This window comes from Shewanella sp. 10N.286.52.B9, assembly GCF_002873635.1.
In the GTDB taxonomy this organism is placed as follows: Bacteria; Pseudomonadota; Gammaproteobacteria; order Enterobacterales; family Shewanellaceae; genus Shewanella.
This window is the reverse complement of sequence record NZ_MCTY01000165.1, coordinates 1-25,709: the sequence shown is the minus strand read 5'-3', so window position 1 is coordinate 25,709 and position 25,709 is coordinate 1. Positions and strand designations below refer to the sequence as shown.

The 25,709-nt window shown below is 41.2% G+C and carries 23 protein-coding genes and 1 tRNA gene; 9 read left to right on the top strand and 15 right to left on the bottom strand.

Annotated features, from left to right (window positions below; all coding sequences use genetic code 11):
- Window positions 1-48 precede the first annotated feature (48 nt).
- The 4 genes from dnaG to BCU91_RS09760 all read left to right on the top strand — a co-directional run bounded on the left by dnaG (window position 49) and on the right by BCU91_RS09760 (window position 5,350).
- Window positions 49-1,776, top strand: coding sequence for a DNA primase (dnaG, locus tag BCU91_RS09775; protein WP_102439277.1), 1,728 nt, complete (start codon window positions 49-51; stop codon window positions 1,774-1,776).
- Between the two features lie 144 nt (window positions 1,777-1,920).
- Complete coding sequence (gene rpoD, locus BCU91_RS09770; RefSeq protein WP_102439278.1) at window positions 1,921-3,750, top strand: RNA polymerase sigma factor RpoD; 1,830 nt, start codon at window positions 1,921-1,923, stop codon at window positions 3,748-3,750.
- Window positions 3,751-3,965: 215 nt separating this feature from the next.
- Window positions 3,966-4,042 (top strand) — tRNA-Ile (locus BCU91_RS09765).
- A 414-nt stretch (window positions 4,043-4,456) separates the two neighbouring features.
- On the top strand, window positions 4,457-5,350 hold the full coding sequence (locus tag BCU91_RS09760; protein ID WP_241904062.1) for a polysaccharide lyase family 7 protein: 894 nt from the start codon (window positions 4,457-4,459) through the stop codon (window positions 5,348-5,350).
- 132 nt (window positions 5,351-5,482) lie between these two features.
- Here the strand turns inward: BCU91_RS09760 and BCU91_RS09755 are convergent, their stop codons facing one another.
- The gene (locus BCU91_RS09755; RefSeq protein WP_102438751.1) at window positions 5,483-6,208 is read right to left on the bottom strand and encodes a DUF599 domain-containing protein; all 726 of its coding nucleotides are present in this window, start codon (window positions 6,206-6,208) and stop codon (window positions 5,483-5,485) included.
- A 156-nt stretch (window positions 6,209-6,364) separates the two neighbouring features.
- Entirely contained in the window at window positions 6,365-7,813 is a 1,449-nt protein-coding gene (locus tag BCU91_RS09750; protein ID WP_102531386.1) for an NAD-dependent succinate-semialdehyde dehydrogenase, read from the bottom strand.
- 298 nt (window positions 7,814-8,111) lie between these two features.
- On the opposite strand from BCU91_RS09750, the gene BCU91_RS09745 reads away from it, so the two are divergent.
- Entirely contained in the window at window positions 8,112-8,456 is a 345-nt protein-coding gene (locus BCU91_RS09745) for a DUF3634 family protein (protein WP_102438755.1), read from the top strand.
- A gap of 91 nt (window positions 8,457-8,547) precedes the next feature.
- Here BCU91_RS09745 and BCU91_RS09740 read toward each other — a convergent pair whose 3' ends face one another.
- The 13 genes from BCU91_RS09740 to BCU91_RS09680 all read right to left on the bottom strand — a co-directional run bounded on the left by BCU91_RS09740 (window position 8,548) and on the right by BCU91_RS09680 (window position 22,437).
- Complete coding sequence (locus BCU91_RS09740; RefSeq protein WP_102439149.1) at window positions 8,548-9,075, bottom strand: DUF3833 domain-containing protein; 528 nt, start codon at window positions 9,073-9,075, stop codon at window positions 8,548-8,550.
- Window positions 9,076-9,140: 65 nt separating this feature from the next.
- Entirely contained in the window at window positions 9,141-9,701 is a 561-nt protein-coding gene (locus BCU91_RS09735; RefSeq protein ID WP_157936284.1) for a chalcone isomerase family protein, read from the bottom strand.
- A 216-nt stretch (window positions 9,702-9,917) separates the two neighbouring features.
- Window positions 9,918-10,442, bottom strand: a complete 525-nt coding sequence (locus tag BCU91_RS09730; protein ID WP_102475539.1) for a DUF2878 domain-containing protein — start codon at window positions 10,440-10,442, stop codon at window positions 9,918-9,920.
- Window positions 10,443-10,447: 5 nt separating this feature from the next.
- On the bottom strand, window positions 10,448-11,725 hold the full coding sequence (locus BCU91_RS09725; protein WP_102531385.1) for a cyclopropane-fatty-acyl-phospholipid synthase family protein: 1,278 nt from the start codon (window positions 11,723-11,725) through the stop codon (window positions 10,448-10,450).
- A 190-nt stretch (window positions 11,726-11,915) separates the two neighbouring features.
- Window positions 11,916-12,704 (bottom strand): DUF1365 domain-containing protein, encoded by a 789-nt coding sequence (locus tag BCU91_RS09720; protein ID WP_102531384.1) that lies wholly within the window; start codon window positions 12,702-12,704, stop codon window positions 11,916-11,918.
- Window positions 12,701-13,969: an FAD-dependent oxidoreductase gene (locus tag BCU91_RS09715; RefSeq protein WP_102531383.1), complete on the bottom strand. Its 1,269-nt coding sequence runs from the start codon at window positions 13,967-13,969 to the stop codon at window positions 12,701-12,703. Before BCU91_RS09715 ends, BCU91_RS09720 begins: the two co-directional genes overlap by 4 nt.
- A gap of 79 nt (window positions 13,970-14,048) precedes the next feature.
- A complete protein-coding gene (locus tag BCU91_RS09710; RefSeq protein WP_102531382.1) occupies window positions 14,049-14,831 on the bottom strand; it encodes an SDR family NAD(P)-dependent oxidoreductase in 783 nt (260 codons plus the stop codon).
- Window positions 14,831-15,316 carry a nuclear transport factor 2 family protein gene (locus BCU91_RS09705; protein WP_102531381.1) on the bottom strand — a complete coding sequence of 162 codons (486 nt, stop codon included), beginning with the start codon at window positions 15,314-15,316 and terminating at the stop codon, window positions 14,831-14,833. Before BCU91_RS09705 ends, BCU91_RS09710 begins: the two co-directional genes overlap by 1 nt.
- Window positions 15,317-15,681: 365 nt before the next feature.
- Window positions 15,682-17,001 carry an ammonia-forming cytochrome c nitrite reductase subunit c552 gene (locus BCU91_RS09700; protein WP_241904063.1) on the bottom strand — a complete coding sequence of 440 codons (1,320 nt, stop codon included), beginning with the start codon at window positions 16,999-17,001 and terminating at the stop codon, window positions 15,682-15,684.
- Window positions 17,002-17,188: 187 nt separating this feature from the next.
- Window positions 17,189-18,400, bottom strand: coding sequence for an NnrS family protein (locus BCU91_RS09695; RefSeq protein WP_102531413.1), 1,212 nt, complete (start codon window positions 18,398-18,400; stop codon window positions 17,189-17,191).
- 320 nt (window positions 18,401-18,720) lie between these two features.
- Window positions 18,721-20,217 carry an FAD-binding domain-containing protein gene (locus BCU91_RS09690; RefSeq protein ID WP_102531379.1) on the bottom strand — a complete coding sequence of 499 codons (1,497 nt, stop codon included), beginning with the start codon at window positions 20,215-20,217 and terminating at the stop codon, window positions 18,721-18,723.
- A gap of 75 nt (window positions 20,218-20,292) precedes the next feature.
- Complete coding sequence (locus BCU91_RS09685; protein WP_241904061.1) at window positions 20,293-21,252, bottom strand: DUF523 and DUF1722 domain-containing protein; 960 nt, start codon at window positions 21,250-21,252, stop codon at window positions 20,293-20,295.
- Between the two features lie 264 nt (window positions 21,253-21,516).
- Entirely contained in the window at window positions 21,517-22,437 is a 921-nt protein-coding gene (locus BCU91_RS09680) for a DUF368 domain-containing protein (RefSeq protein WP_102531378.1), read from the bottom strand.
- 342 nt (window positions 22,438-22,779) lie between these two features.
- On the opposite strand from BCU91_RS09680, the gene BCU91_RS09675 reads away from it, so the two are divergent.
- From BCU91_RS09675 to BCU91_RS09660, 4 genes are all read left to right on the top strand, one after another.
- On the top strand, window positions 22,780-23,256 hold the full coding sequence (locus tag BCU91_RS09675) for a hotdog fold domain-containing protein (protein WP_102438779.1): 477 nt from the start codon (window positions 22,780-22,782) through the stop codon (window positions 23,254-23,256).
- A gap of 85 nt (window positions 23,257-23,341) precedes the next feature.
- On the top strand, window positions 23,342-24,541 hold the full coding sequence (locus BCU91_RS09670; protein WP_241904060.1) for a DUF418 domain-containing protein: 1,200 nt from the start codon (window positions 23,342-23,344) through the stop codon (window positions 24,539-24,541).
- A 68-nt stretch (window positions 24,542-24,609) separates the two neighbouring features.
- Entirely contained in the window at window positions 24,610-24,954 is a 345-nt protein-coding gene (locus BCU91_RS09665; RefSeq protein WP_102531377.1) for a DUF1294 domain-containing protein, read from the top strand.
- Window positions 24,955-25,109: 155 nt separating this feature from the next.
- Window positions 25,110-25,580 carry an FKBP-type peptidyl-prolyl cis-trans isomerase gene (locus tag BCU91_RS09660; protein ID WP_102475551.1) on the top strand — a complete coding sequence of 157 codons (471 nt, stop codon included), beginning with the start codon at window positions 25,110-25,112 and terminating at the stop codon, window positions 25,578-25,580.
- Window positions 25,581-25,709: the final 129 nt, after the last annotated feature.

Below are 25,709 nucleotides of genomic sequence, written 5' to 3'. Positions count from 1 at the left end.
ACGGCTTGTTTGTTTTATCTATTTGGTAATGCGAGACCTATAGCATTTATGGCGATACCTCGTGACTTTATCAATGAGCTAATAGCTCGAACTGACATTGTTGATCTAATTGATCACCGTGTACCTTTGAAAAAAGCAGGGAAAAATCACTCTGCATGTTGTCCTTTTCATAGCGAAAAATCACCTTCTTTTACCGTCAGTCAAGACAAGCAATTTTACCACTGCTTTGGTTGTGGTGCTCATGGCAACGCCATTGATTTTATCATGGAATATGATCGACTAGAATTTGTCGATGCCATTGAAGAGCTTGCCGGTAAACTCGGACTCGAGGTACCAAGAGAGCAAGGTACTGGTCCTAAAAAAGATCAAAGTTTAAGTCGTGACTTATACCAATTGATGGAAGAAGCGAATCTTTATTATCAAAATCAATTGCGTCAACACAGCGACAAACAAAAAGTTGTAGATTATTTAGAATTCAGAGGGCTCTCCAGTGATGTTGTAGAGCATTTTGGAATCGGTTTTGCGCCAGATGGTTGGGATGGACTATTAAGTCGATATCGCCAAAACCCTGCAGCACAAGACAAATTACTCACCGCCGGAATGCTAATTGCCAACGATAATGGCAAGCGATATGACCGCTTTCGCGATCGGTTAATGTTTCCTATTCGCGACCGCAGAGGCCGAGTAGTTGGCTTTGGTGGTCGAGTTTTAGGCGATGGAACACCAAAGTACTTGAATTCGCCAGAAACGCCCATATTTCATAAGGGAAATGAGCTTTACGGTCTTTACGAACTCAAGCAAACCCATAGAGACCCACAACAAGTATTAATTGTTGAAGGCTATATGGACGTTGTGGCACTTGCCCAATTTGGTGTTGATTATGCCGTTGCATCACTTGGCACAGCAACAACCGCTGAACAATTTCAGCTGTTAGTGCGTAGTGCTAAAGAAGTCATTTGTTGTTACGACGGTGACCGAGCAGGTAAAGAAGCCGCTTGGCGTGCACTAGAAACCGCATTGCCTTTATTAAAGCCTGGTGATGTCGTTAGGTTTATGTTTTTACCTCAAGGCGAAGATCCAGATACCATGGTTCGCCAAGTAGGCAAAGACGGTTTTGAAGAGTTAATGGTCAGCGCCCTCGACTTACCGGCGTTTTTATTTGAGACCTTAACCAGTAAATTCGGTAGTGATAAAAGCTCATTGGCTAAACAAGCTATGTCGCTAATCGAACGTGTTCAAGACACTGTGTTACAAAATTTATTATTAGAAAATCTCGCCCATAAAATTGGTATGAATAGCGCAGATGATCTAAAGAAAAAGTTAGGTTTTGCAGTAAAACAGCAACAACCTATGAATAAAAAAGGTTTACAAGGGCGTGGTACCCCACTGCGATTAGCCATTGCATTATTAGTACAACGTCCAGAGTTAGGATATGGCTTAGCTGTACAACCCTCACTTGCACATTTAAAGATTGCTGGCATCGAATTGCTCAGTGATTTATTGAATTTAACTCGAGACCGAAAGTTAAACAGCGCACAACTACTTGAGATTTATCGTCAGCATGAACAAAAAAATGCGTTGATAAAATTGGCCCAATGGGACCACCAAGTGGCGGATGAAAACCTAGTTCAAGAGTTTAAACAATCCCTGATCTGGTTGAACAATCAATATATTGAACAACGCTATCAGGAACTGAGTCTTAAACAAACTCTAAATAAAGCTGAAAAAATTCAGCTCACGAAGCTTATTTCTATAATGAAAGGCATTGCTAAATAACATCTTTTATTAAAAAAATGTTCCCTTAAGTCATGTCATGGACTAGCGTACTTTAGTTCATAGAGCTATAATTGACGATTTGCTTGACACTTTGCCTCGGCAGGTGTCCAGTCGTTATTTCAGTTACCAACTTGGATGATATCTATGGAGCATACTCCGCAGTCGCAACTTAAATTGTTGCTTGCTAAAGGTAAAGAGCAAGGTTATTTAACCTATGCTGAAGTCAATGACCACTTGCCAGCTGACATGGTCGATTCTGATCAGATTGAAGATATTGTCCAGATGATCAATGACATGGGCATCCGCGTGTTTGAACAAGCGCCAGATGCCGATGACATGATGATGTCTGAGGACAACACCGACGAAGATGCAGCAGAAGAAGCTGCAGCAGCGCTTGCAACGGTAGAAAGTGAATTAGGTCGTACCACTGACCCAGTACGTATGTATATGCGTGAAATGGGTACAGTTGAGTTATTGACTCGCGAAGGCGAAATCGTCATCGCAAAACGTATTGAAGAAGGCATTAATACGGTTCAAAGTTCTGTCTCTGAATATCCGCAAGCGATTGCGATGATTTTAGAGCAGTTTGATAAGTATGAAGCTGACGAAATACGTTTAACTGACATTATCGCAGGTTTTGTTAACCCTGATGATGATGACGTAGCACCAACAGCAACACACGTTGGTTCTGAGTTATCAGAAGAAGAGTTAGAAGACGAAGATGATGCCGAAGATGCTGAAGACGAAGAGGAAGGCCCAAAAGGTCCAGATCCTGAAGAAGCTAAAGAGAAGTTTACCCAATTACGCGAAGTGTTTGAAAAAGGCTTAGCTGTTATTGAGAAAAAAGGCCGTGATCACCCTGAAGCCATCGGTGCTTTATTTGTCATTGGCGAGCTTTTCAAAGAATTCCGTTTAGTACCAAAGCAATTTGATCGCTTAGTAAAAAGCATGCGTTCTATGATGGACCGCGTACGTGTACAAGAGCGTTTAATCCTTAAGCTTTGTGTTGAACAAGCTAAAATGCCAAAGAAAAACTTTGTTAAGTTCTTCACCGGTAATGAAACTGACTTAACTTGGTTCCATGCTGAAATGAGCAGTAATAAGCCTTATGCTGAAGGCTTACGTATGGTTAAAGACGATGTGATTCGTTGTAGCACTAAACTTGCTGCTATCGAAGAAGAAACCGGCTTAGTCATTCGCGCAATTAAAGACATCAACCGTCGTATGTCAATCGGTGAAGCAAGAGCTCGTCGTGCGAAGAAAGAAATGGTTGAAGCGAACTTACGTCTAGTAATTTCTATTGCTAAAAAGTACACCAACCGTGGCTTACAGTTCTTGGATTTGATTCAAGAAGGTAACATTGGTTTGATGAAAGCTGTAGATAAGTTCGAATACCGTCGTGGTTATAAGTTCTCAACTTATGCAACCTGGTGGATCCGTCAGGCGATTACTCGTTCAATTGCTGACCAAGCACGTACCATTCGTATTCCAGTACACATGATTGAAACGATTAATAAACTTAACCGTATTTCACGTCAAATGTTACAAGAAATGGGCCGCGAACCAACACCTGAAGAATTATCAGAGCGCATGTTAATGCCAGAAGATAAGATCCTTAAAGTGCTGAAAATCGCTAAAGAGCCTATTTCAATGGAAACACCTATTGGTGATGATGAAGATTCGCACTTAGGTGACTTCATTGAAGATAACACGCTTGAGCTACCATTAGACTCAGCAACAAGCGAAAGTCTTAAAAATGCCACTCATGAAGTGCTAGCAGGCCTAACAGCCCGAGAAGCTAAAGTGTTACGTATGCGTTTTGGTATTGATATGAATACCGACCATACCCTTGAAGAAGTGGGTAAACAGTTTGATGTAACCCGTGAACGTATTCGTCAAATTGAAGCAAAAGCACTACGTAAATTGCGTCACCCTTCTCGCTCAGAAATCTTGAAGTCTTTCTTAGACGAATAGAGTCTCACTAAGAAGTTGCAACAATAATGAAAGCCCGTTAATTCGGGCTTTTTTTTGCCTCAAAATTACTTTATTTAATATAAAAAACCTCATGATTGCTTAACAGATAACCAATTGAATCTTTTAGTCACAATTCTCAGCAATTGGCGGGTGACAACCGTGAATAAACTTCGTATACTTCTTTCCGCTTTCGATAGTGACGACTATCTTAAGTCGGCCCCTTAGCTCAGTTGGTTAGAGCATACGACTCATAATCGTCAGGTCCCCAGTTCGAGTCTGGGAGGGGCCACCAATTTATTGATAGGCCGCTTGGATTTATTCAAGCGGCTTTTTCATGTTTAAAATTTTAACTTTAGCGAAATACCAACAAATATCAACATCATCATTCCACGTAGATAGCGGCTGAAAACTCACAAATGATGTAAGTCACTAAATAGTTCTAGCAGCTTTATCATGACTTTAATTCCACTGCTAGCCTAAAGGCATCAAACTAACATTCCATTGATTGCAAATAACACTCAAAGCGTTTTTATATTTGGCTGCCTTACTGAAATTTAACAAAAACACATACCCCAAATGATAACTTCACAAAAAATTGATCTAAAACACAGTTTATTTGTATTATTATATTAAATTAAACCTACTACTGTTACATCGCTGTTTGCCATGACATTTTGGCTCAAGGTTTTCGTTAAAAGGAATAAAAATGAAAAAAATAAAACTGTTACCCTTAGCGCTTATTGTTAGTAGTTTACTGGGTGGTTGTGCATCAAGCTCCGAAACGCCAACACCTTCAAATATCGAGATGAAACCAGCAACAGGTGAGCAAGTAGCGCCTGCTGATTATGTAAAATTTTCATCAATATTAAGTGCCTCAAAACTGCAAATATCAACACCAAACGCAAAACCCGGCAGTAAATATGAATTAGCTCAAGACAGCAATTTTAGCGGTATCGTTAATGAGCACTTTTATGTAGATAAAGGCTCTGAAGCCCTGGTCATGAATATGGAAGGTTATAAGTTACGTAATGAACTACGCGTCTTAGAAAACTTCAAATCTGATGAAAGCCAAACTTTTTATCGTCTATCTGCTGATTTAATGCCTATCAATCCACGAGAAGCCGTAGAAAACAGCCCTTCGAAAAATGATGCGATGACCTTCTTACAGGTACACAACAAAGGTACTTTTGACGATGGCAAGCATGGTGTGGGTTATATCCCTCACCCATTACTGCGTGTCGTTTACGAAGCCGACCGAAAAGGCATAAAAGATCATTACTGGGCTATCATCAAAAATAACAATGTGAATTGTGGTAAAGACAGTGGAAACCGCGATACGCCTGTTTGTAAAAATTCGTATGTGAGAATGAATTTAGGGAAGTTTACCCCTGATGTGCCAACGCATTTTGACATCATTGTTGGCGATCAAAAGCTGGTCATTAAAGTTGATGGTGTCACTAAAGTGAAGCATGACATTAGCTACTGGAAAGACATGCTAAGCTACTTCAAAGCTGGGGTTTATAACCAGTTCGAAAACGGTAAAAGCGAAGCTCATTTCTACAATTTAGAATACGCCATAGACACAAAACAAGCGCAATAAGCTCTCTTTAATTGCTGAGTAATACACCGCATTACAAACCAATGTAAACCGTTCTTATAAACACACGGATTACATTGGTTTTTCCATCTTACCTTGCCATTGAAATAGCTCTAACGGCCCTTAAACAGGTACTTAGTTCTTACTTTCACGTTCCTGTTGAGCGATTTCCAAATAATTTTGCGCCGCAGTAATGGCTTTAACAGCCCGAGAGTTAAACTCTCGATGATAGAGAATATAAACCACCAGCAAGCTGGCTATTATCAGTAAGATGGGGTTCCAAAACCAACAAAGCGCTGCCATGGAAAAGTAATAACTTCGTAAGCCATAATTGTAAGAGTGAGCGGCCTGATCGCCCACCGTGGCCATTTGGCGCGAATACTTTGCCAAGTTTTTATTGCTTCGTGTGCGATCAATGGGCGCTGCGCCAATCATCACATTTAAAAAGCCATATTGACGCATTGACCAAGTAAATTGAAAAAAGGCTAATACAAAAATACTTGCCAGCATAGCCAACTTCACCTGCACTAAGGCATGATTAGGTTCAGCGGCAAAGGGAATAGAGCTGATCACTTCTTCAAGGCGCTCAACTTGAGCAAATAAGGTCAATACACCCGCCAACACCAGTAAGGTGGTTGAGGCAAAAAAAGCGATATTACGTTCTAAGTTTGCCAACAATGCTGCCTCACCCACACGGATCTCCTTGGTCATCACTTCGGCCATCCAATAGATACGATGCTGATGCAAACAGCGGGCGATACAGTTCGTTGTTTTGGCCTTTTTACGGGCAAAAAAAGTGTAACCCACCCAGCATGAGAAGAAACACGCTAAAGCGATAAAATCGATAAAAGAGAAAAGCATAAGACTCAAGCTATTATGGAATTAATGGTTAATTATGCAACACATTACTCTTGCCTTAAATAGCCTTCATGTTATTAACCGCTAAATAATCAAGTTTAATAACAGCTAGGCAGTTATCAGCTTGATTGAAGCGTATATTTACGACAAAGGCAGCCTTTAAACCGCTAAGCAAATATATTTCATTTCAAGATACTCATCGATACCATGATGGGAGCCTTCGCGGCCAAGCCCTGAAGACTTCACTCCGCCAAAGGGGGCGACTTCATTCGAAATTAACCCGGTATTAACCCCGACCATACCGTACTCAAGGGCTTCTGATACTTGATATACGGTAGAGATATCTTTGGCGTAAAAGTAAGCCGCTAAACCAAACTCGGTATCGTTGGCTTGTTTGATCACTTGTTCAACTGAATCAAATTCAAAAATCGCCGCTAACGGCCCAAAGGTTTCTTCTTTGGCCACTTTCATCGACTGCTTTAGATTAACCAATACTGTCGGCTTAAAAAAGTTAGCGCCTAAAGCATCGCCCTTACCACCCAATACAATTTGACCGCCTTGTTGTAGCGCATCATCAATATGAGCTTGCACCTTTGCTACTGCGGCTTGGTTTATTAGTGGTCCAATAGTGACGCCATCATCTAAGCCGTTACCCACTTTGAGCTGCGCTGCTGCTTGGGTAAACTTTGCCACAAATTGCTGATATAAGCCTTTTTGAACATAGATACGATTAGCGCAAACACAGGTTTGTCCGGCATTACGATATTTGGCTTGAATAGCCCCTTCAACTGCCGCGTCAATATCAGCATCATCAAAGACAATAAACGGTGCATTACCACCAAGCTCAAGGGATAGCTTTTTAATACTTGGCGCGCATTGCTGCATCAGCTTTACGCCTACAGCGGTTGAGCCAGTAAAGGACAACTTTCTCACTATGGGGTTAGCACAAAGCTCTGCACCGATGGCGATGGCATCGCCGCTGATCACGTTAAATACCCCAGCAGGAACACCGGCTCGACTTGCAAGCTCAGCTAAGGCTAAGGCGCTAAAGGGGGTTTGCGGCGCAGGTTTAAGCACCATAGTGCAACCCGCTGCTAATGCAGGTGCAGCTTTACGGGTTATCATCGCAAGCGGGAAATTCCACGGCGTAATAGCAGCGGTAACGCCTACGGCCTGCTTAATCACCATAATACGTTTATCAGCTTGATGGGCTGGAATGGTCTCACCATAAACCCGTTTGGCCTCTTCAGCGAACCATTGCACAAAGGAGGCGGCATAAGCGACTTCAGCTTTGGCTTCGGCTAATGGCTTACCTTGCTCTAAGGTCATAATCAGCGCTAAATCATCGCTATGGGCTAATATCAGCTCAAACCAAGTCATTAATATTATTTGGCGCTGTTTAGCTGTGAGTGCTTGCCATGCTGCTAAGGCACTATTGGCGCTTTCAATGGCTTGCTGGGTTTCAGTCTGGCCCATTCTTGACACTGTACCTAGCTCTTTATTGGTGGCAGGATTAATAATCGTGTCGCAATGGGTCGATATGGCATCACGCCATTGCCCATTGATATAACATTGATGACGTAACAAACTGGGGTCTTGTAAATGCACAATCGTATCCTTTAGCAGCAAAATAGCAGACACTACTATCTTAGCTAAGTTTGCGAAGGTTAACGAGCTAACGATTTAGCAACTGGCTGACAACCAAGCAGTGCCCCCATTTCGCCCTTTATAATCGCCGCTTAAATGCCCTGTAAATGTGAGCTAGATTACAAAGCGTTAAAAATAATTGCATTCCTCAACTAGCAGAGTATTTTAATCAGTAAGACATTGAAAATTTTGATTTAACCTACTGAGTCATTTCAATTAATATTCAAGGCACTCAGGCTGTAAATACAAGGATATTGTTATGGTAGATACACTATTTAAAATATTATTTGTGCTGTTATTTCTGGTTATCGCTTACAAGCTCATTTTTTCAGGCAGCAGAGGATTGAAAGTCTTTGAAATGCATTTTAAAAACGGCAAACTCGATAAGCACTCGGGGAAAATCCCTGAAGCATTTCTGCGGGAATGTAAAAATATAGCCAAACACGAAAAGCTCACTTGTACTGTCAGAGCTGAAAAACTGAACGGGGTAAGATTACATGTCTCTGCCAATGTCGGTGACAAAATCACCCAACGGATCAGAAACGTTTTTCCATTTGAGTATTATGATAAGAAGCAACAGGACAATTCAAAGCTAAAGGGTTAAGGAAGCCAGAGGCTTTAGCGGTCAATATAAGTTGTATTAGTTGACCGCTACTGTAATGCCTTCAATCTGCCTTCAGCCATTGATATTTGTGTTACTCTTTGCTGATGACTAACGTAACCTGAGCAACCGTAACCCCAAATTTGATGATATCGCTTTTGTTTATAATGGTGCTTTCATCCACTAAAAACATCCAGTCATCAAAATGCACCTCATATTCTGAGTCATCAACCTCTAAAATCATGTCATAAGCCCAGCGCAGCGCACTGCCTCTGGCCTCACCGGTCGCAGTGCCTAAAATATCATTCGCTGTACCTTCATATTGGCCATTACCTAAATCGGTTATATGCCAAATTCGGGTTTGCTTTTCGCCATCATCATAAATAAACCACTCGTTAATAACCCCTTTATTACCTTGCCAACTGGCTTCCATAGTGACGGTAAATTTTCGGGTCACTGTGCCAGAGAAGTCTTGTACGATACCCGCCGCAGTTAACTTGCCGTCAAAAAAGCTACGTAAATTAAGTTCCGGAGTGGTTTTATCATAATCTTCAATAGATGCTGATGAACACGCTGTCAATAACACTAACGAAATGACCAGCAAAGATGACTTCTTAGCCATAGCGTAAGCGCATTGCAACTGTCGCCACGTACTGTTTAATGCCGTTAACGCTAAACTTGCTTTAATCATTTCTTAACTCCAATTAACTGCTGACGTAATTTAGGCCTGCTGGTGTTTTCTGATAACCAAATGCCAAGAAATGCGTCTGCAAACCCCGGTTCTAAGATCATCGCCAAAGGCTGTTCGTTATAAAAAAACTGGCCTTTATTTTGCTCGTGCATCATAAAGCTTAGAGTGTCACCTTGCTTAACATCAGGCCATATACCTTCTAGATGAGCCTGCAGTTGAGGGATGCGACTTTGCTCGATACCAATGTGCTGCCACTGCTCTACGGTAGCTTCAATTAAATCTTCTGCATCAATATCTCTATGGTATTGGATTTCAAGTTTCAGTGGATATTGCTGATTTTTGTATTCACCATCTACTGACATTAGCTTGGCGCTGTAAACCGAAAACCACAATAAATCCAGATCGGCTTGGCCTACCAGTTTAAAATCTGTCGTGGCTAATGCTGTCGAAGCTGGTGTCGTTGGCACTGACGAAGATTGCACTGATGAAATTAGTTCTGCTGCGGGAGTTGGCTCAGTATTTAACTCTTGTGCGTTAGCCAATACGTTTGTACTCATAACAGCTAAGATACAGGCACTAAAAAAAAACCTAACTAAGCTCAAAACAACTAAGTGAAAAATTGCACGTGTATTTACACCAAGCGCATTAGGAACTGCTAACGAGCTTATCCGAGAATAACTATTCATCATATTGAGTTCCTCTATTGAGCCAATATAATCAGCCAACCACAGCCTGATAATTGCACCGCCGTTAGGTACACAAAGCTGGGTTAATTAAATAAGCTGGGCAATTTGTTTCACTTCGTGTTTGTGGCGAATGAACTTGGCAATGTGAAAAAATAACGGCATCAACAAGGCCCAAATAATGGCTAGAATTGCAGTGGTAAACAAATCGCCGTGAGGGAAATCGACCGCGCCAAAGTTGGCTCCAGCAAGGTAACTTAAACTACCAAATACGCCACCAACTAACACTTGAACAATAATGGGTAAGCCGCTAAAAATGCTTAAACTGTAATTAAGTGAAATCGCAAAATAACACCACAGCAGTAATAACCATATAGGCACAACCGTAAAATCAAAAAGCCCCGTTAAGGTAAGCGTTAAGTCAACTAGTACCCCGATAATGGTGCAACTGAGCATCACTTTGATATCTAAAACCCGTTGACGGCTGACGATAAAGTGCCAAATCAACAATAATCCTGGGATATATAGCAGCTGATTGCCAGCTAATACCCCTGCCCACCAGATAATCTGAAAGGCAATAACATTGATGATGATATTATGATTAACCCAGAGCATATACGTTATGCGCCACTGGCTAATGCAGTACGATATTGCGGCCTTACTGCCACTAAATGAACTGTGCTGGTAGTTCTTTCTAAAAATCCACCTTCACAATAACTCAGGTAAAACTTCCACATTCTGATAAAGTCTTCGCCATAGCCCATCTCTTTGATTCGGTCTTGGGCTTTATCAAATTTTTCATGCCAATGGTTTAAGGTTTGAGCGTAATCTTTACCCATATCATTGATGGACCACACCACCATGTCAGTTTTATTGGCAATGTGCTTATTCATTTCACTGATAGACGGTAAACAACCACCAGGGAAAATATAGCGCTGGATAAAGTCGACACTTTTACGGTAACTGTCATAGCGCTGATCAGCTATGGTAATGGCTTGAATTAACATGCGCCCATTTGGCTTAAGTAAACTTTCTAACTTCTTAAAGAAGCCCGGTAAATATTCATGACCTACCGCTTCAATCATTTCAATGGACACCACGCGGTCATACTCACCGGTCAAAATACGGTAATCGTCTTTTAACAAAGTTATTTTGTCAGTTAAGCCTTCTTGCTCTACCCGCTCTAGTGCGTAATCATATTGGGCATCAGAGATAGTTGTCGTGGTCACGGTGACATCAAAGTGCTTGGCCGCATATATCACCAACGCCCCCCAACCAGTACCGACCTCAAGAACGGTTTGCCCCGCTTGTAAATCAAGACGCTCACAAATGGTTTGCAGCTTATGCTGCTGGGCTTGTTCTAAACTGGCATCGTGGTACGGGTATAGCGCGCTTGAATAGAGCATTTCTTTATCTAGAAACTGCTCATACATCGGGTTGCCTAGATCATAATGCGCCAGAATATTGCGCTTTGAACCCGTTGATGAATTGCGGTTAAACAAATGACCGATACGATTAATACCAACACTAAACCATGAAAAGTAACGCTCAATTTTATCCAGTAATGAGAGGTTTCGGGCAAAAAGCTGCACCACTTTAGTTAAATCAGGGCTCGACCAATGACCTTGAATGTAGGCTTCGCCAGCGCCAATTGAACCACCCCAAATGATCTGCTTGTAAAAACTGGGGTGAGACACCTGCATAGTGGCATGCAAGTCAGAATCGACATTACCAAAGCTTAAGCTTTGCTCTGAGCTGCCAATTGCAGAGTTATCAGAACTAACAATGGTAAGATGGCCATCTGACAAGTGGGCTAATGCCTTAAGCAAAATCTTCTTCGCAAAGCTGTCAGAAATAGTCTCTTGCACTAAGCTGGTGTTGGTTGCCGCATTTTCCATAACTCTCTCCGCTGACTACTTTTTATATGCAATTTTTTGTGCGCTATTAGTATTTTAGCTGTAAATTTTATTTTTACTCATAAACAACAGGTTAGATTTCAATACACTAAAACTCTCGCTAGGCAAAAATTATTTGTTATGAGTTGAACATTACTAAACCAATACGCATCATTTCATGATTTGGTTTAATTTAAGTTTGTGGATGAGAGATAAAAGGGATCCGTTTAATAAATAACTTCAGCGCTTGCCAATAAATTCCAAACATAATTTTCAATGTCATTAGCGGAAAACTGAGCAACATACTGCGAATATTTTTGGCGGTAAAATCCTTTTTATTGAGCAACAAACTGGCATCGAACAGCTTATTGTCGGCATCATCCCTGTTTTGTATGGTCACATTTAAGCGCTTGCTTGGCGCGATGACCTTCCAAAAATAATGCATCTCAAGATCCATAAATGGCGAAACATGAAACACTTTATCTGTGGTGGTGGTTTTAGTGAGATTGACTAAGTAACAATGGCGCTGATCCCATGGCGTATTACTTACCTCCGCCAGCATATAAACCGCTTCGTCACCTTGATAGCAAAAATAGAAGTTAACCGGGCTAAAATAAAAACCAAAATGCCTCACTTGGCCAGCAAACACGACTCTGTCACACTGCGTCTGAGCCCCAAGCTTTGCTATCGTCCATAACACCCGCTGTTTCAGCGCTTGCGGCGGGCTCATTTTATCTATCAATGGTGCATCAACAGGGGAGCAATTAAACTGGCTTTCAAGGGCATTTAAATAATCATCAGGATTAAATCGTAGTACTGAGCGCTCAACTGCGCTAAATAAACGGCTAACCTTAGATAGCTGCGCCACTTCATCTAAGTCTATTGCCAGTAAGGCAATCTGATAACTGAAGCTGTGCAGCTTCGGCGTAAAGCGCCGGTGAATAATATCGCCACTGTATATTCCACTGGTGAATTCACTCATAGGCTAATGCCAAAATCATTGCACACATCAAGTGCACTGTGGACACCATCTTCATGAAAACCGTTATACCAATAGGCGCCAGCAAAATGAGTATGGTTAACGCCGCAAATACGATTACGTTCGCCTTGGGCTTTCATACTCGACTCATTAAACACTGGATGGGCATAATTGAATTTTCTGAGAATTTTAGACTCATCAATTAAATCTGTTTGATTTAAAGTCACACAAAACGTCGGCGCATCTTTGGGTAAGCGCTGCAAAATGTTCATGTTATAAGTCACGCTGGCAGGTCTGTCAGCAATTTCAGCTGCATCCTTGCCTTCTAGGCGGTAATTCCAACTGGCCCATGCCGCTTTGCGTTTTGGCAGTAGATTAGTATCTGTATGCAAAACTACTTCATTATTTTGATATGCCATCGCCCCAAGTACTTGTTTTTCATCCTCAGTTGCATCGGTAAGCATCGCCAACGCTTGGTCGCTATGGCAAGCTAGAATGACTTCATCAAAGCGTTGAACTTCGCCATCATTAATACGTAAGTTAACCCCATCGTCGCTGCGTTCAATGGAGGTCACTGCAGAGTTTAAAAACAATCGCTGTTTGAAAGGAGCAATAAGCGCAGGAATATAGCTTCGAGAGCCACCTTTTAATACGTACCATTGTGGGCGGTCACTAATATTAAGTAAGCCATGGTTATGGAAAAATTGAATAAAAAATCGCAATGAGAATTTGCGCATATCATTGATACTGGCAGACCAAATGGCCGCGCCCATTGGCAAGATGTAATGCTCGCTAAAAAAGTCAGAGAAACCTTCAGCATCTAAAAACTGCCCTAAACTGTCACTCGGGTAGTTTTCCGCTTCAAAGATAGCCTTGCATTGATTATTAAAACGCACTATCTCGGCTAAAAACTTATAGAAATCTGGTTTTAACAAGTTACGTCTTTGGGCAAACATGCTCCACAAGGTATGGCCATTGTATTCTAATCCGGTTTGCACATTACGCACACTAAAGCTCATTTCAGTGGGTAATGATTCAATGTTCATTTTTGCCATTAGCTTTTGAAAACGTGGGTAAGTGCGGTCATTAAAGACAATAAAACCACTGTCGATAGCATAAGGCTTACCGCCTACTTCAACATCAATGGTCGCAGTATGGCCGCCAATATAATCGTTAGCTTCAAATACGGTGACTTGATGAAGCTCACTGAGTAAATGTGCACAGGTCAGTCCTGAAATACCCGATCCCACAACTGCTATTTTTTTCATATTAATCCTTCAATTGGTTATTATTTTTGTTATGACGACAGTGTATCGCATTGTTATCATTTGATTATATATAACAGCATCAATTGGCTTTTGGCGCTAAAATTTTAGTAATTAATCTTGCGGGCAGTAAAGATAAGCCCTTTAATAAAAAGGTAAATCGCTTCGGAAAATGAATTTCATCTTTAGCTTTTTTTAATTCTTTAAATATCGTCATTGCCGCTTTGTCAGCAGTAATTTGCATGGGCATAGCAAAGTCATTTTTATCGGTTAATGGGGTTTTCACAAAGCCCGGACAAATAACACTTACACCGATACCGATTGCTTTTAAATCAAGACGAAGACTACTGGCAAGGTAACTCACTGCAGCTTTTGACGCGCCATAGGCTTCAGCCTTAGGAAAAGGTAAATAGGTCGCACTGGAACTCATTAACGCCACTCTGCCGTTGGTAGTCACTAGCGGTAAGAAATGCTCTAAACAATAACCCATCGAGATGACATTAGTTTGAATCACTCGCTCAAATAAAGCGCCATCAAAGCGCAGCGGATTTTCAATGTATTCACAACTACCCGCATTAAGAATAACCAGCTGTAATTTCGCGTTAGATGCGACTAATTTATCTGATAATGTTTGCGCTGCGGTTTGAATTTGCGCTTTATCGTTAATATCAAAAGCAAGCGGCACAACGCCACTTATGGCATTTAAACGCTGCTCATTACGGCCACAAGCAAATACCATGTAGCCTTTTTCAACATAAAGCATCGCTAGTGCTAAACCGATACCAGAACTGGCCCCGGTGATTAACACTGCAGGTCTTGCTACTGATTGATGAAGGTTTCCCTGATGAGAGTTAGCTTGTTCCATTATGCTGACGCCTTGTTTTTGATGAACTTAATCAACCGACCTACTAACGGGAGTTGTTCATACAGCATACTGCCAAGATCAAAATAATCGCGATGGGCTGTAATTTTATCGCTAAATTTAAGCTGGCTCATTCCTTCAACAGTGATGAGTTGGCCGTTGTTTAATTTAGAGTGACGATAGTGCATTGCCCAGAAAACGGCGGCCTGCTGATGGCTACAGCTCACCTCTTTAATATCAAATTCAATATGGTCAACGTTGGCATATAGGTTAGCAAAGTACAGGCTAAGGTTTTCAATACCTTCAACTTTGTGTAATGGATCTTGAAAGATAATCTCATCGCTATACACCTGATTAAGCAAGTGTAAGCTGTCTTTATTTAGCTGCTGATACATGCCGATAAAGTCATCAATTATTTGTGGTCTGGCAAGATCATTATTGCTGGCTGGCTCAGTTAAATGACTCACGGTATTGGCAGTACTTGGCATTATGTCTCCTTTACCACCTCAAATAACGATTAGCTGATTAACTAATAGCAATCTAGGTGGCGCTTAGCTAAACCTTGCAAACTTTGGTAATCAAATCGAGCTGTCATATTGCGACTGCAAGATTAATAGTAAGCTTAGTTGCACGTTTTGTCCTATGTTTAACCGATAAATAACTTAAATAATCATTGATTTTCAATAAGTAAATAATGCTACTTAATCGGATTGTTAATGATTAATACGCAACGATAGTCGCTGCAGATCACAATAAAAAAGGCGCTTAGTTTTCACTAAGCGCCTTTAATAAACACAATAATCAGCTTTGGCGATATCAGTCTCTATCGCTATTTTAAGCTAATAAATTTAGCTCACTGGTAACCTCTTGCAGCAATTGGGTCCCAGTTTTTCTCAACTTCTTCTTTGATGAATTTTTGCTTCTCTTCGCTTAACTTAACTTCATCAATTCCAACCGCAGCATGAGCAGATTCTTTAGTGCTAATGTCAGGGTATTGCACCTCGGTAACCTTAAGCAATCTAAGGACTCCCGCAATAGACTCACGCGCAGCGGTTGCTTGCTCAATAGCTTTAGTTAATAACTCACGACCTTCATCTGGGTTATGGGCATATAAACCATGTGAAGCCATGGCAAAATCCCAGCGCCACTGTCCGTGACGAATCCCCATGATGCCTTCATTCATTTGATGCCAATTTGCACCAGCATCCCAAGCGGCTTTAGCTTCGTAATGCGCCTTAACCAATAGGCCCTCAACCTTACGTGCCATGGCATCAATTTCTTGTTTATCACTGTTCAGTTTAGCTGTGATTTCGTCTTTACTTTGATGACAGCCTTTACAGGTTTGATCAAAATACGGTAATGCTTTATCAACCTTATGGCTGGTAAATGTCTCACCTTGTTCATTTTCTTCCGCAGGCATATGACAAGTAATACAGGTTACGTTATGTTCAGCATGCTTACTTCGGCTCCAATGCTCAAATTCTGGATGACGCGCTTTGAGTATTGGCGTTTTAGAAATAGGGTGGATCCACTCGTAAAAGCGGCGGGTATCATAGTACTTCTCAATATCATCAGCTGTACTACCGAAGATCCAAGGCATGTTTACTACGTTACTTTTTTCAGGCTGGAAATAATAAGTCACGTGGCACTGGCCACAAACTTGTGCACCCTGCATAGAAACTGATTGTTCCGCAAATGGCAGACCCACTTTATTCATCGCATTCTGAGCATGAGGCCTTGGTAGGGCTAATTTTTCAGAACCGTTTTCATGGCAATCACTACAATAAACCACGCTGTTAATTTCAGTACCTAAATCGGTAAAGTTTTTTGCTGAATAACCTTCAAAGCCTAACTCATTAATTAGTCTTGGTGCATCAGGGGTTTTACAGGTCCAACAACTGGCAGAGGTGCCTTTCTCGCCTTCTTTTGGTGGCACACCAGTACGTAATGTTTGCGTCACATCCGCAACAGCAAATTGATGACCTCTAGGGCTGTGATATTCTTTGGCAAATGATGAACCAGCCCATAAGATGATGTTAGCTGGATACTGGGCTAACATATCTTCACGTTCAGACTGCTCTTCAGTTGCCGCCCATGACTCATAATGTTCAGGAAATTTAGTTTCAAAAATATCCTTGGCTTGTGACGCCACCGCGCCGCCAAAAAAACTCAAGCTTAATAATACCGATACTGCTTTTACTGCCTTTGATTTAACCACTAAATCTCGGGCAACTAGGGATAAACGTTTGTTCACTGTGCTTCCTTAATATTACAAACTGACATAACTGACTAGTATAAATTCTATAGTTTTAACGACTTAAATTGCTTAAAACGGTGACTTCACTTTTAGCTGACCCAGCTTAGCCAGGCCTGCCATCAATACGAGGTCGAGTAAGTATTGGGCTGTAATGCAGCACAAATAACCCAAATGCCATAAACCAAAAACCACCAGCTAACCACAACCACATCTGGGTTTGAGCGGGTAAAAGCAAAGGCATAATGGCACGAAATATTGCAGCTATGGGTAAACAGGCAAACGCCAATACCATGCTAGGCCCTTGATAAATATTTCTACTGGTGTGGCCCAGTGACACTCTTGAAATCATGGCTAAACATAAAGATGCGACACAACCCACAGCAAATAAGTGCAACATGCTTCGATAAGCATAGTCATCATTGATAAACCAACCTAACCCCAGTAGCGATAGTGGCAGTGACAAATAAGACACATGTAATGACCACAACATCGGCTCAGACAGGGTTTTGTGGGGTAACCAACGGCTAAATCGAACTAAATGCAGCGTACCTGCTAGCAATAACAACACTTGCTCAACAGCTACAGGCAGTAACTTAAATATAGCTTGAACCACCAAAAGTACCATTATTACTAATAAGCTCTTTTCCAGCATGTTAATTGGCTGAGCTTTGGTGACCTTTAAACGCATAGCGGTAAAAAACGGAATAACCCGCCCACCCACAATAGTGATAAGCAGAGCCAGCCAAAATAACATTCCCTGCCAAATTTGATTAGCTAAAATAAAATTGCGTTCGTTTAATGCGTAATAACTCACAAGATTAACTATAAGCGCAACAGTTAACATGATTGAAAAACCAATGTTTTGCCATTGCCTCACTCGATAAACACAACGCCACATGGTGAACGCTGCAATCCCTAAAAACACGCTATCAAAAAATGCCGGTAACAGCAGTGGAATATCCATCGGCAATAACAACAATAATCGAGCTATTAGCCAACTGATAAAAGTAATCGCCAGAGGGATGCCTTTAAGGCTAGGTTGATTGGTCCAAGTTTGCACTGCCGTGAGTAAAAAACCACAGACAATAGCTAAAATAAAACCAAATAACATTTCATGGGGGTGCCACCATAAAGGTAATACGTTCGCCCAAAAGTTACTATTAAACAGACTATATTGCGGGGTAAACCAGCCCATTAACCATAATGGAATATACAGCATGGCAATCACTGCGCCACCCAAGAAAAAAGGCCTAAAAGCTAAACGCCAAATAGCAGCGGTTTTTTCCGTTTCTGCTGGGTCGTCAATATTGAGCATAGTAATCAAGCCTTTTTTGGTGAACACATAACATGCATTTTATATACATATTATATTATGCTGTTCTGAGCCAAGCAGCAATAGCGATTAGCCATTCTGTTACAAACCTAATTGAAACTGTGAACTCAGGCAAACAATCATAGCGTGCTTGGAGCAAATAAGCTCAAAACCAAGTCACTGCATTAGCAATGACTATTGGGGAGATGGTTAAGTTAACTCACTCGTTTCGCCAGCTTTAATCGGCAAACAAAGGGGAAGCAAGGACTAAATAAGAATGGAGATATGATTAAAATATACTGCTCATAAAAGGCCAGAAAGCCCTAGCGCTTTAGCGCGCTTAGGACTTCAATGGCACGCTTTCTCGCCATGGCATGTTCAACTATCGGACTGGGGTAGTGCAATTTAGCAGACGAAAACTCACGTTCAAAAGCAAATAACTCGCCGTTAGCATTGATATCTTGCTCACTTATTTCATTGCTGTTTATACCATCACAACTCAAAGTATCACCACTGAATATAGGCTGATGAATTTGCTTTAAACTCACCGAGGCCAACTCTGGAATATAATGCTTGATAAAACTGGCATCGGGGTCAAATTTACTACTTTGATTCATCGGATTAAAAACCCGAAAATAAGGCTGGGCGTCACAGCCCGTACCAGCAGACCATTGCCAACCGCCATTGTTGGCAGCCAAGTCACCATCGATAAGGTGCTGTCGAAAATAGCGCTCGCCCCAACGCCAATCCACCAACAAATGCTTAGTTAAAAAGCTCGCCACCACCATGCGCAAACGATTATGCATCCAACCGGTTTGATTTAACTGCCTCATTGCGGCATCAACAATGGGAAAGCCGGTTACGCCGTCACACCAAGCTTTGAACTCTTGGGGATGATTACGCCAATTTACTTTGCTGCCATTTTCATTGAAGTTTTTGCCTTTAGACAAATCAGGAAATGCCACTAACAGGTGCCGATAAAACTCACGCCAAGCCAACTCATTCACCCAGGTTTTAGCAGGACTAGTATCATCCACTAATGCATCTGGAAAACGGTTCAATACTGAGGCGAGACATTGGTTAGCACTAATCACCCCGATGGCTAAATAAGGCGATAAACGGCTGGTACTGTCTAAGGCAGGAAAGTCTCTTTCTGCTAAATAATCCTGTAAATTATTAGCGCAGAAACGGTCTAAAATGCCTTTAGCGGCAGCCTCGCCTGCAAGCCAATGCTGACTAGAGACTTTGGGGTAATCAAATGCAATTGTCTTTGGAGCCTTAAGCGCAGGCCCCATAGCCGCTGGCACTGCCACAGGGGCAATTCGCCTAGATGACACTATCTCACGCCAGGTTTTAGAAAAAGGGGTAAACACCTTGTACATCTTGCCTGCAAGATTAGTGACCTCCCCTGCAGCAACAATGCAATCTTGAGCGATAAACTGGATAGGTACACCAATATCAATCAGCTGTTGATCGCGTTTACGTTCATTAAACTCGGGTTCCTGGGTGGCAAATACCTGATCTATTTGATTATCGATTAGGTATTGCGGCATCCAGTCCATAACATCGTCGAACCAAGGTAAGGTTATCACCTCCAACTCAACCCCTAATGCAGCTAGACTTTGGGCTAAAAGGTTGACATGGCGCTCAATAAAATCCACTTGAATCGGCGCGACATCATGACTTTTCCACTGCTCAGTACTGGCAATAAAAATCGCTTTAACTTGACCATTTGTTTGACGAGCCAGCTCAAAAGCTTCAACAACACTATGGTTATCAGCAAGACGCAAGTCTTGCCTAAACCAAATTAAGCTATTCATTAATACAACCTCTTAGCTAAAGTCTTATCTGGTTTACGCCAACCGCAGGGTTAATACGACCACGTTTATTACAACTTAGTAAGCGTATCGCAACCTCAGTTCTTCAGGATGCGGATTTAGGTATACCTGCCCTTCAATATATGGCGTAGGGTATTCACGTAAATAATGGTTAATCAGGGTTATTGGTACCAATAATGGTAATAGCCCTTCACGGTATTTCATTATCGACTCGGTAAGCTCTTCTTTTTGATCTTTAGACAGATGCTTTTTGAAATAGCCCTGAATGTGCTGCAAGGTACTAGTATGGTTTTTTCGGGTCGCTTTAATTTTTAAGGCGGTCATAAAGCCTTCAAAGTAACTTTTAGCAGTAGCTTCAATGTCATCAATCTGCGCCAATATTGGCCCTAAATCACGATACCACTGTGGGCTATGAGCCATAAGCAGATACTTATAACGAGCATGAAATTGTTGTAGTTTGTTTTTAGTCCACCCTTGCGCTTGAAGCGTGTGCCATTCGTGATAAGCGTAAACTCGGGTAATAAAGTTCTCTTTTATCAGAGGGTCATGTAAACGACCTTCCTCTTCCACTGGCAAATGCGGATAGGTGTCCATTAATTTTTTAGCAAACACACCCACACCAGTTTTGGTGCCGTTGTTGGTGCCATACTTGTATTCAATCACCCGCTCCATACCGCAGGTTGGAGATTTAGCACAAAGAATATAGCCGCCAATGAAGTTCAGTTCATTAACGCGCCTTTGACTAAATTCAGCGAGTTTTTCGGTAACATCGATACTGCCATCAGCACTTTTAACGAATATTTTATCGCCATCAAGTTCTTGTCTAATGGTTTTACGGGGGGTTCCCATTCCAATGGCCATTTCAGGGCACACACTGATGTAATCAAAAAATGGCGCGAGATCTTTATTGCAATAATTTGAGTTTTTATGGCCGCCATCAAATCTTACTTTTTGCCCTAACAAGCAACTACTAATACCTATTTGGATTTTCTCTGAGTTAAAGATTTCTGTATTCACTATACAACTCCTTGTGGCGACTACTTATGGCGTAGAAATATTTACGATTACTATCATTAAATAGATCATCTTTTTTTATTGATATTAGTCCTGAACTCAATTTAAGCAATCACTCTTTTGCAGTTAATTTTCAAGAAGTTCTGACTAAGGTTAACAATGCTAAGGTAAACATAGAAGTATTGTCCCACCCCATAAAAAAAGGGCTACGCAATATCTGCATAGCCCTTCTAAAAATGTTTTTCGCTTGAGTTAATACGCCTCGCTTTAAGCCGAGTGTTTTTGCCCAAACTTCTCTAAGCCCCAAACTAAGCTGATACCAACAATTAGACAAATAATCGCAGCGGTTAATTGAGATGGCTCACCAGTTATTTGCTCAAACTGCATTGGTGATAAGTTTTGCTCTGTGAGTGCCACCAGCTCACCACTGGAATTTTCACGCCAGGTGAGGACTTCTTTCCATGGCCAAATTTTGCCTAAAGTGCCAAGCATGAGTCCGGTTAAAAACATCAATGTATGGTCATGAAACTTACGCAACATGGCTGAAAGCACATGACTAAAGCTCATTAAGCCCACAACACAACCACAGGCAAAACAAGCCAGCATTAAAATATCAAAGCCTTTGGCTGCAGCTAATACGGCTGGATACATACCTAATAGCAACAGAATAAAACTACCTGAAATACCCGGTAAAATCATCGCGCAAATGGCAATGCAGCCAGATATAAAGAAGGTAAAATAACTCACTTCAAGCTCAATGGGATTAAGCACTGTGATAGCCCAAGCAAAGGCGACACCTAAGATAAATAATGCCACTTGGAGCAAGTTAATCCCTTTCACTTGCTTAAGCATATGAACAACAGAAAATAAAATCAGCCCGAAAAAGAACGACCATACCGGTATAGGATGATTAGTTAACAACCAAGAAATGAGTTTTGCCAGCGTGAAGATACTGGTTAGGATCCCGCCAAACACACAAACCAAAAAAGGGCCATTAATGTGCATGAAAGCCGCTTTAAAACCTTGCTGCTTAATAATGCCAAAAAGTGAAGGATTAATTTTACGAATCGCATCTAATAACGGGTCTAAAATGCCCGTAATAAAAGCAATTGTGCCGCCAGAAACGCCAGGTACAACATCGGCTGCGCCCATCGCCATGCCTTTGAAGTAATTTAATAAATGATGCAAAACCAATCCTTATTAATAAAATGAACACACCTTAGAGGTGAGAAATACAAGCTTAAATACCTGATAAAACCTTATCTTAAAGCCAGCCGATAAACATCTTATGTTGGACGTTTATAAACTGAAAGTCATGTGACTTGGTTAGCAGTAACAGCATATAAAACAAATTATACCTGCACTAAGCTCAGTGAAGGAATATATCTTTTATCAATATGATTCGCTTATGTGCAAGCCGTTACAAGGATGTTAAACTCAAACCCCAAAAACTCATCTGACCAGATAAAAATAAAACCAGATGGCTGAAAACAACATTAATCCTACGTTTAGAATCATTAAAGGACTGCTATGAGTCACGATAAACCCAATCACGTATTAGCCTTGTATCACAAAGTCACTAAATACCCTTTCGGTAATAAAATATTCTCAATGATGGTATCAAGAACAGCGCCCTACTTTGCTACCGTGCGCCCTCTCGTGACCGCATTAAGAGTGAACCACTGTGCTGTTTTAGTTAAAAAACGTCGCGCGGTACACAACCACATAAAAACCGTGCACGTTATTGCTATTTGTAATGGTTTAGAGATGGCCATGGGCGTGATGGCAGAAGCGTCTATTCCAAAGCATTTACGCTGGATCCCAAAAGGCATGTCGGTTGATTACAGCGCCAAAGCGGGCACAGATATTTTATGTGTCGCCGAAGTCACCCCTGAGCAATGGCAAGTGGGCGATATGTTAGTACCGGTTAATGCCTATGATACTGAAGGCAAAGTGGTTGTTCGTGGCAGTATCAAATTATGGATTTCAGAAAAACCCGCTAAGTAGTCTCAGCTAACAGTCTGTATCAATTTTAACCGCAGGCTGTTAGTCTTTTATTACAATAATTAATCAACAAAGATATGAACTCGAAATGGATCCTTCAACTCATATTAATCGCCCTAATGCATTAACCTCAGATACACTTCAACAGCCACCACCAGCGTCATTAACCATTAATGAAAGTCACGGTAATCGCAATGCCAATATGGATGCCCTCAGAGGCATCGCCATTATTGGTATTTTGTTCATGAACATTTTTTTTATGAACAATAGCTTTTATGGCTATGCGCAGCATTACCCTCAAATTCAATCAGACATCATTTTAGAAGTCTTTAGTAATTTCTTCCTTGAAGGGCGCTTTATTTCGCTGCTATCTATCCTATTTGGCGCTGGATTATATATTCAATATAAGCGCTACGAGGCGGCTAGTTTAGTGGCCTACCCATTATTAAAACGGCGCATAATATGGCTTGCAGTATTTGGTTTACTCCATGGCATTTTTATTTGGGGTGGCGATATATTACTCAGTTATGCCTTTAGTGCATTTTTAGCCCTGAATTACCTCAACGGCGATATCACCCAGTTAAAAAAACGGGCTAATCAATTTATTGTTGGCTCGCTGCTCGTTATGGCCTTGCTGAGCTTGTTAGTAGAGCCAGAGTATTATTATCGCGGCTCTGAATTCCACCTTCAGCAGCTGCAAGCATGGTCTGCAAATTATAGTGACATAGTGTTATTACAACTTAACCAAGTCGGTTACATGTTACTGATTATCCCGTTAACCTTAATGTGGTTTTTAGGGGGGCTAATGATGTGGGGAATGGCACTTTATCAACAAGGGGCATTTGAACATGGATTAGAGCGGACAACCTTAATCAAGTGCGCTATTGCGGCCATTATATTATCAAGCCTAGATAGCCTGTTAAGCTTCAGTTCAAGCGCTATTTTAGTTGAGTTTTCAGCAATAGTGATGATGCTAAGTGCAATTCCTATGGCATTGATTTACTTACACCTTATAGTAAAAGCCTGTCAAGATTCCACTCACGTGCTCGCGCCTTTTCAAGCTGTGGGAAAGCTGGCTTTTAGTTGTTATATTTTACAATCTATCATAGGTGTCAGCCTATTTCGTTATCTTATGCCTGAGCTTAACGCCAGCCTTGATAGAGTTGACTATATCTTAATTGCACTTGGCTTAAGTGGGCTGCAATTGCTGTTAGCGCCGCTTTATTTGCGCTATTTTAGCCAAGGCCCGCTAGAGTCACTTTGGCGTAAGCTGGTTTCAAAAAAATGACTGGGTTAAAAACTAGCTGTTAAGCTGATATTTAAAATGAAAGTTGATACTTTGGAATAAAAGGATTCATGACACTGATGAAAATATTTGCACTAATCAGCTTATGCTTGATGGCACTCTTTAGTTATAGCATTTGGCCATTTTTGGCAATTTATGTTGCCGCGATAAACCTGTTAAGCTTTTTGATTACATGGCTTGATAAACGCGCAGCAGCAAAACAAACATGGCGAACACAAGAGCGCACTTTACACCTTTTTGCGTTACTTAGTGGCTGGCCTGCAGGGCTTTTGGCTCAACAAACATTTAGGCACAAAACCCAGAAAACATCTTTTAAGTGGATTTACCTCTGCAGCATAGTTATCAATATATTGGCTTTGGCGGGCTTGGCTTACCTGCAATATCAAGGGCTTTAACTGTGCTAAAACTTATGTGGTATGTTTCTAAACCGCTAACTAAGCTCTTTGGGTTAAAAATCATGATTTAGCCGTTAAAAAAACGCCGCTGCACTTTACCCACTGCACTTGGGTGAGTACCATTCATTTATTGCTAGCAACCATAAGAAGAAGTTATGAAAATCATTTTGTCCGTTTGTGTGATCGCAGGGATCATCTTTTACTTTTACACGCAATCAAACAATGAAAAAGCCTCGAAAGAGAACATCATTAAAGGCAATGCTTTCTTATTAGAAAATGAAAAAAATCCAGATGTCGTTACCACCTTGTCAGGGCTACAATATGAAATAATGCATAAAGGTGATGCAACTGAGCATCCAAAAGCGACTGACACAGTGACCGTTCATTATCACGGCACACTTATCGACGGTACGGTATTTGATAGTTCGGTTGAACGTGGTGAAAGTATCGACTTCCCACTAAATCGGGTTATTCCTGGCTGGACTGAAGGGGTGCAATTAATGTCAGTGGGCGATAAGTTCCGCTTTTTTGTTCCTAGCAGCTTAGCTTATGGCAATCGCTCGGCAGGTAAAATCCAAGGCGGTTCAGTACTCATTTTTGAAGTTGAGCTATTAGCAATAAACTAAGAATGAAATCAGCTAAAAATCTACTCTGACTAAAGATCACAATTTAAGTGGCTAAGTTTAGACGGCTAAGTTTAGACAACTAAGTTTTAGCGACTAAGTTTAAGCCTCTAGGTTTAAGGTTTAAGGTTT

Bases quoted from the DNA above. Each gene is read 5' to 3' on its own strand.
- dnaG (WP_102439277.1), top strand. From the start codon at position 49: ATGGCGATACCTCGTGACTTTATCAATGAGCTAATAGCTCGAACTGAC.
- rpoD (WP_102439278.1), top strand. From the start codon at position 1,921: ATGGAGCATACTCCGCAGTCGCAACTTAAATTGTTGCTTGCTAAAGGT.
- BCU91_RS09760 (WP_241904062.1), top strand. From the start codon at position 4,457: ATGAAAAAAATAAAACTGTTACCCTTAGCGCTTATTGTTAGTAGTTTA.
- BCU91_RS09755 (WP_102438751.1), bottom strand. From the start codon at position 6,208: ATGCTTTTCTCTTTTATCGATTTTATCGCTTTAGCGTGTTTCTTCTCA.
- BCU91_RS09745 (WP_102438755.1), top strand. From the start codon at position 8,112: ATGGTAGATACACTATTTAAAATATTATTTGTGCTGTTATTTCTGGTT.
- BCU91_RS09740 (WP_102439149.1), bottom strand. From the start codon at position 9,075: ATGGCTAAGAAGTCATCTTTGCTGGTCATTTCGTTAGTGTTATTGACA.
- BCU91_RS09735 (WP_157936284.1), bottom strand. From the start codon at position 9,701: ATGAGTACAAACGTATTGGCTAACGCACAAGAGTTAAATACTGAGCCA.
- BCU91_RS09730 (WP_102475539.1), bottom strand. From the start codon at position 10,442: ATGCTCTGGGTTAATCATAATATCATCATCAATGTTATTGCCTTTCAG.
- BCU91_RS09725 (WP_102531385.1), bottom strand. From the start codon at position 11,725: ATGGAAAATGCGGCAACCAACACCAGCTTAGTGCAAGAGACTATTTCT.
- BCU91_RS09720 (WP_102531384.1), bottom strand. From the start codon at position 12,704: ATGAGTGAATTCACCAGTGGAATATACAGTGGCGATATTATTCACCGG.
- BCU91_RS09715 (WP_102531383.1), bottom strand. From the start codon at position 13,969: ATGAAAAAAATAGCAGTTGTGGGATCGGGTATTTCAGGACTGACCTGT.
- BCU91_RS09710 (WP_102531382.1), bottom strand. From the start codon at position 14,831: ATGGAACAAGCTAACTCTCATCAGGGAAACCTTCATCAATCAGTAGCA.
- BCU91_RS09705 (WP_102531381.1), bottom strand. From the start codon at position 15,316: ATGCCAAGTACTGCCAATACCGTGAGTCATTTAACTGAGCCAGCCAGC.
- BCU91_RS09695 (WP_102531413.1), bottom strand. From the start codon at position 18,400: ATGCTCAATATTGACGACCCAGCAGAAACGGAAAAAACCGCTGCTATT.
- BCU91_RS09690 (WP_102531379.1), bottom strand. From the start codon at position 20,217: ATGAATAGCTTAATTTGGTTTAGGCAAGACTTGCGTCTTGCTGATAAC.
- BCU91_RS09675 (WP_102438779.1), top strand. From the start codon at position 22,780: ATGAGTCACGATAAACCCAATCACGTATTAGCCTTGTATCACAAAGTC.
- BCU91_RS09670 (WP_241904060.1), top strand. From the start codon at position 23,342: ATGGATCCTTCAACTCATATTAATCGCCCTAATGCATTAACCTCAGAT.
- BCU91_RS09665 (WP_102531377.1), top strand. From the start codon at position 24,610: ATGACACTGATGAAAATATTTGCACTAATCAGCTTATGCTTGATGGCA.
- BCU91_RS09660 (WP_102475551.1), top strand. From the start codon at position 25,110: ATGAAAATCATTTTGTCCGTTTGTGTGATCGCAGGGATCATCTTTTAC.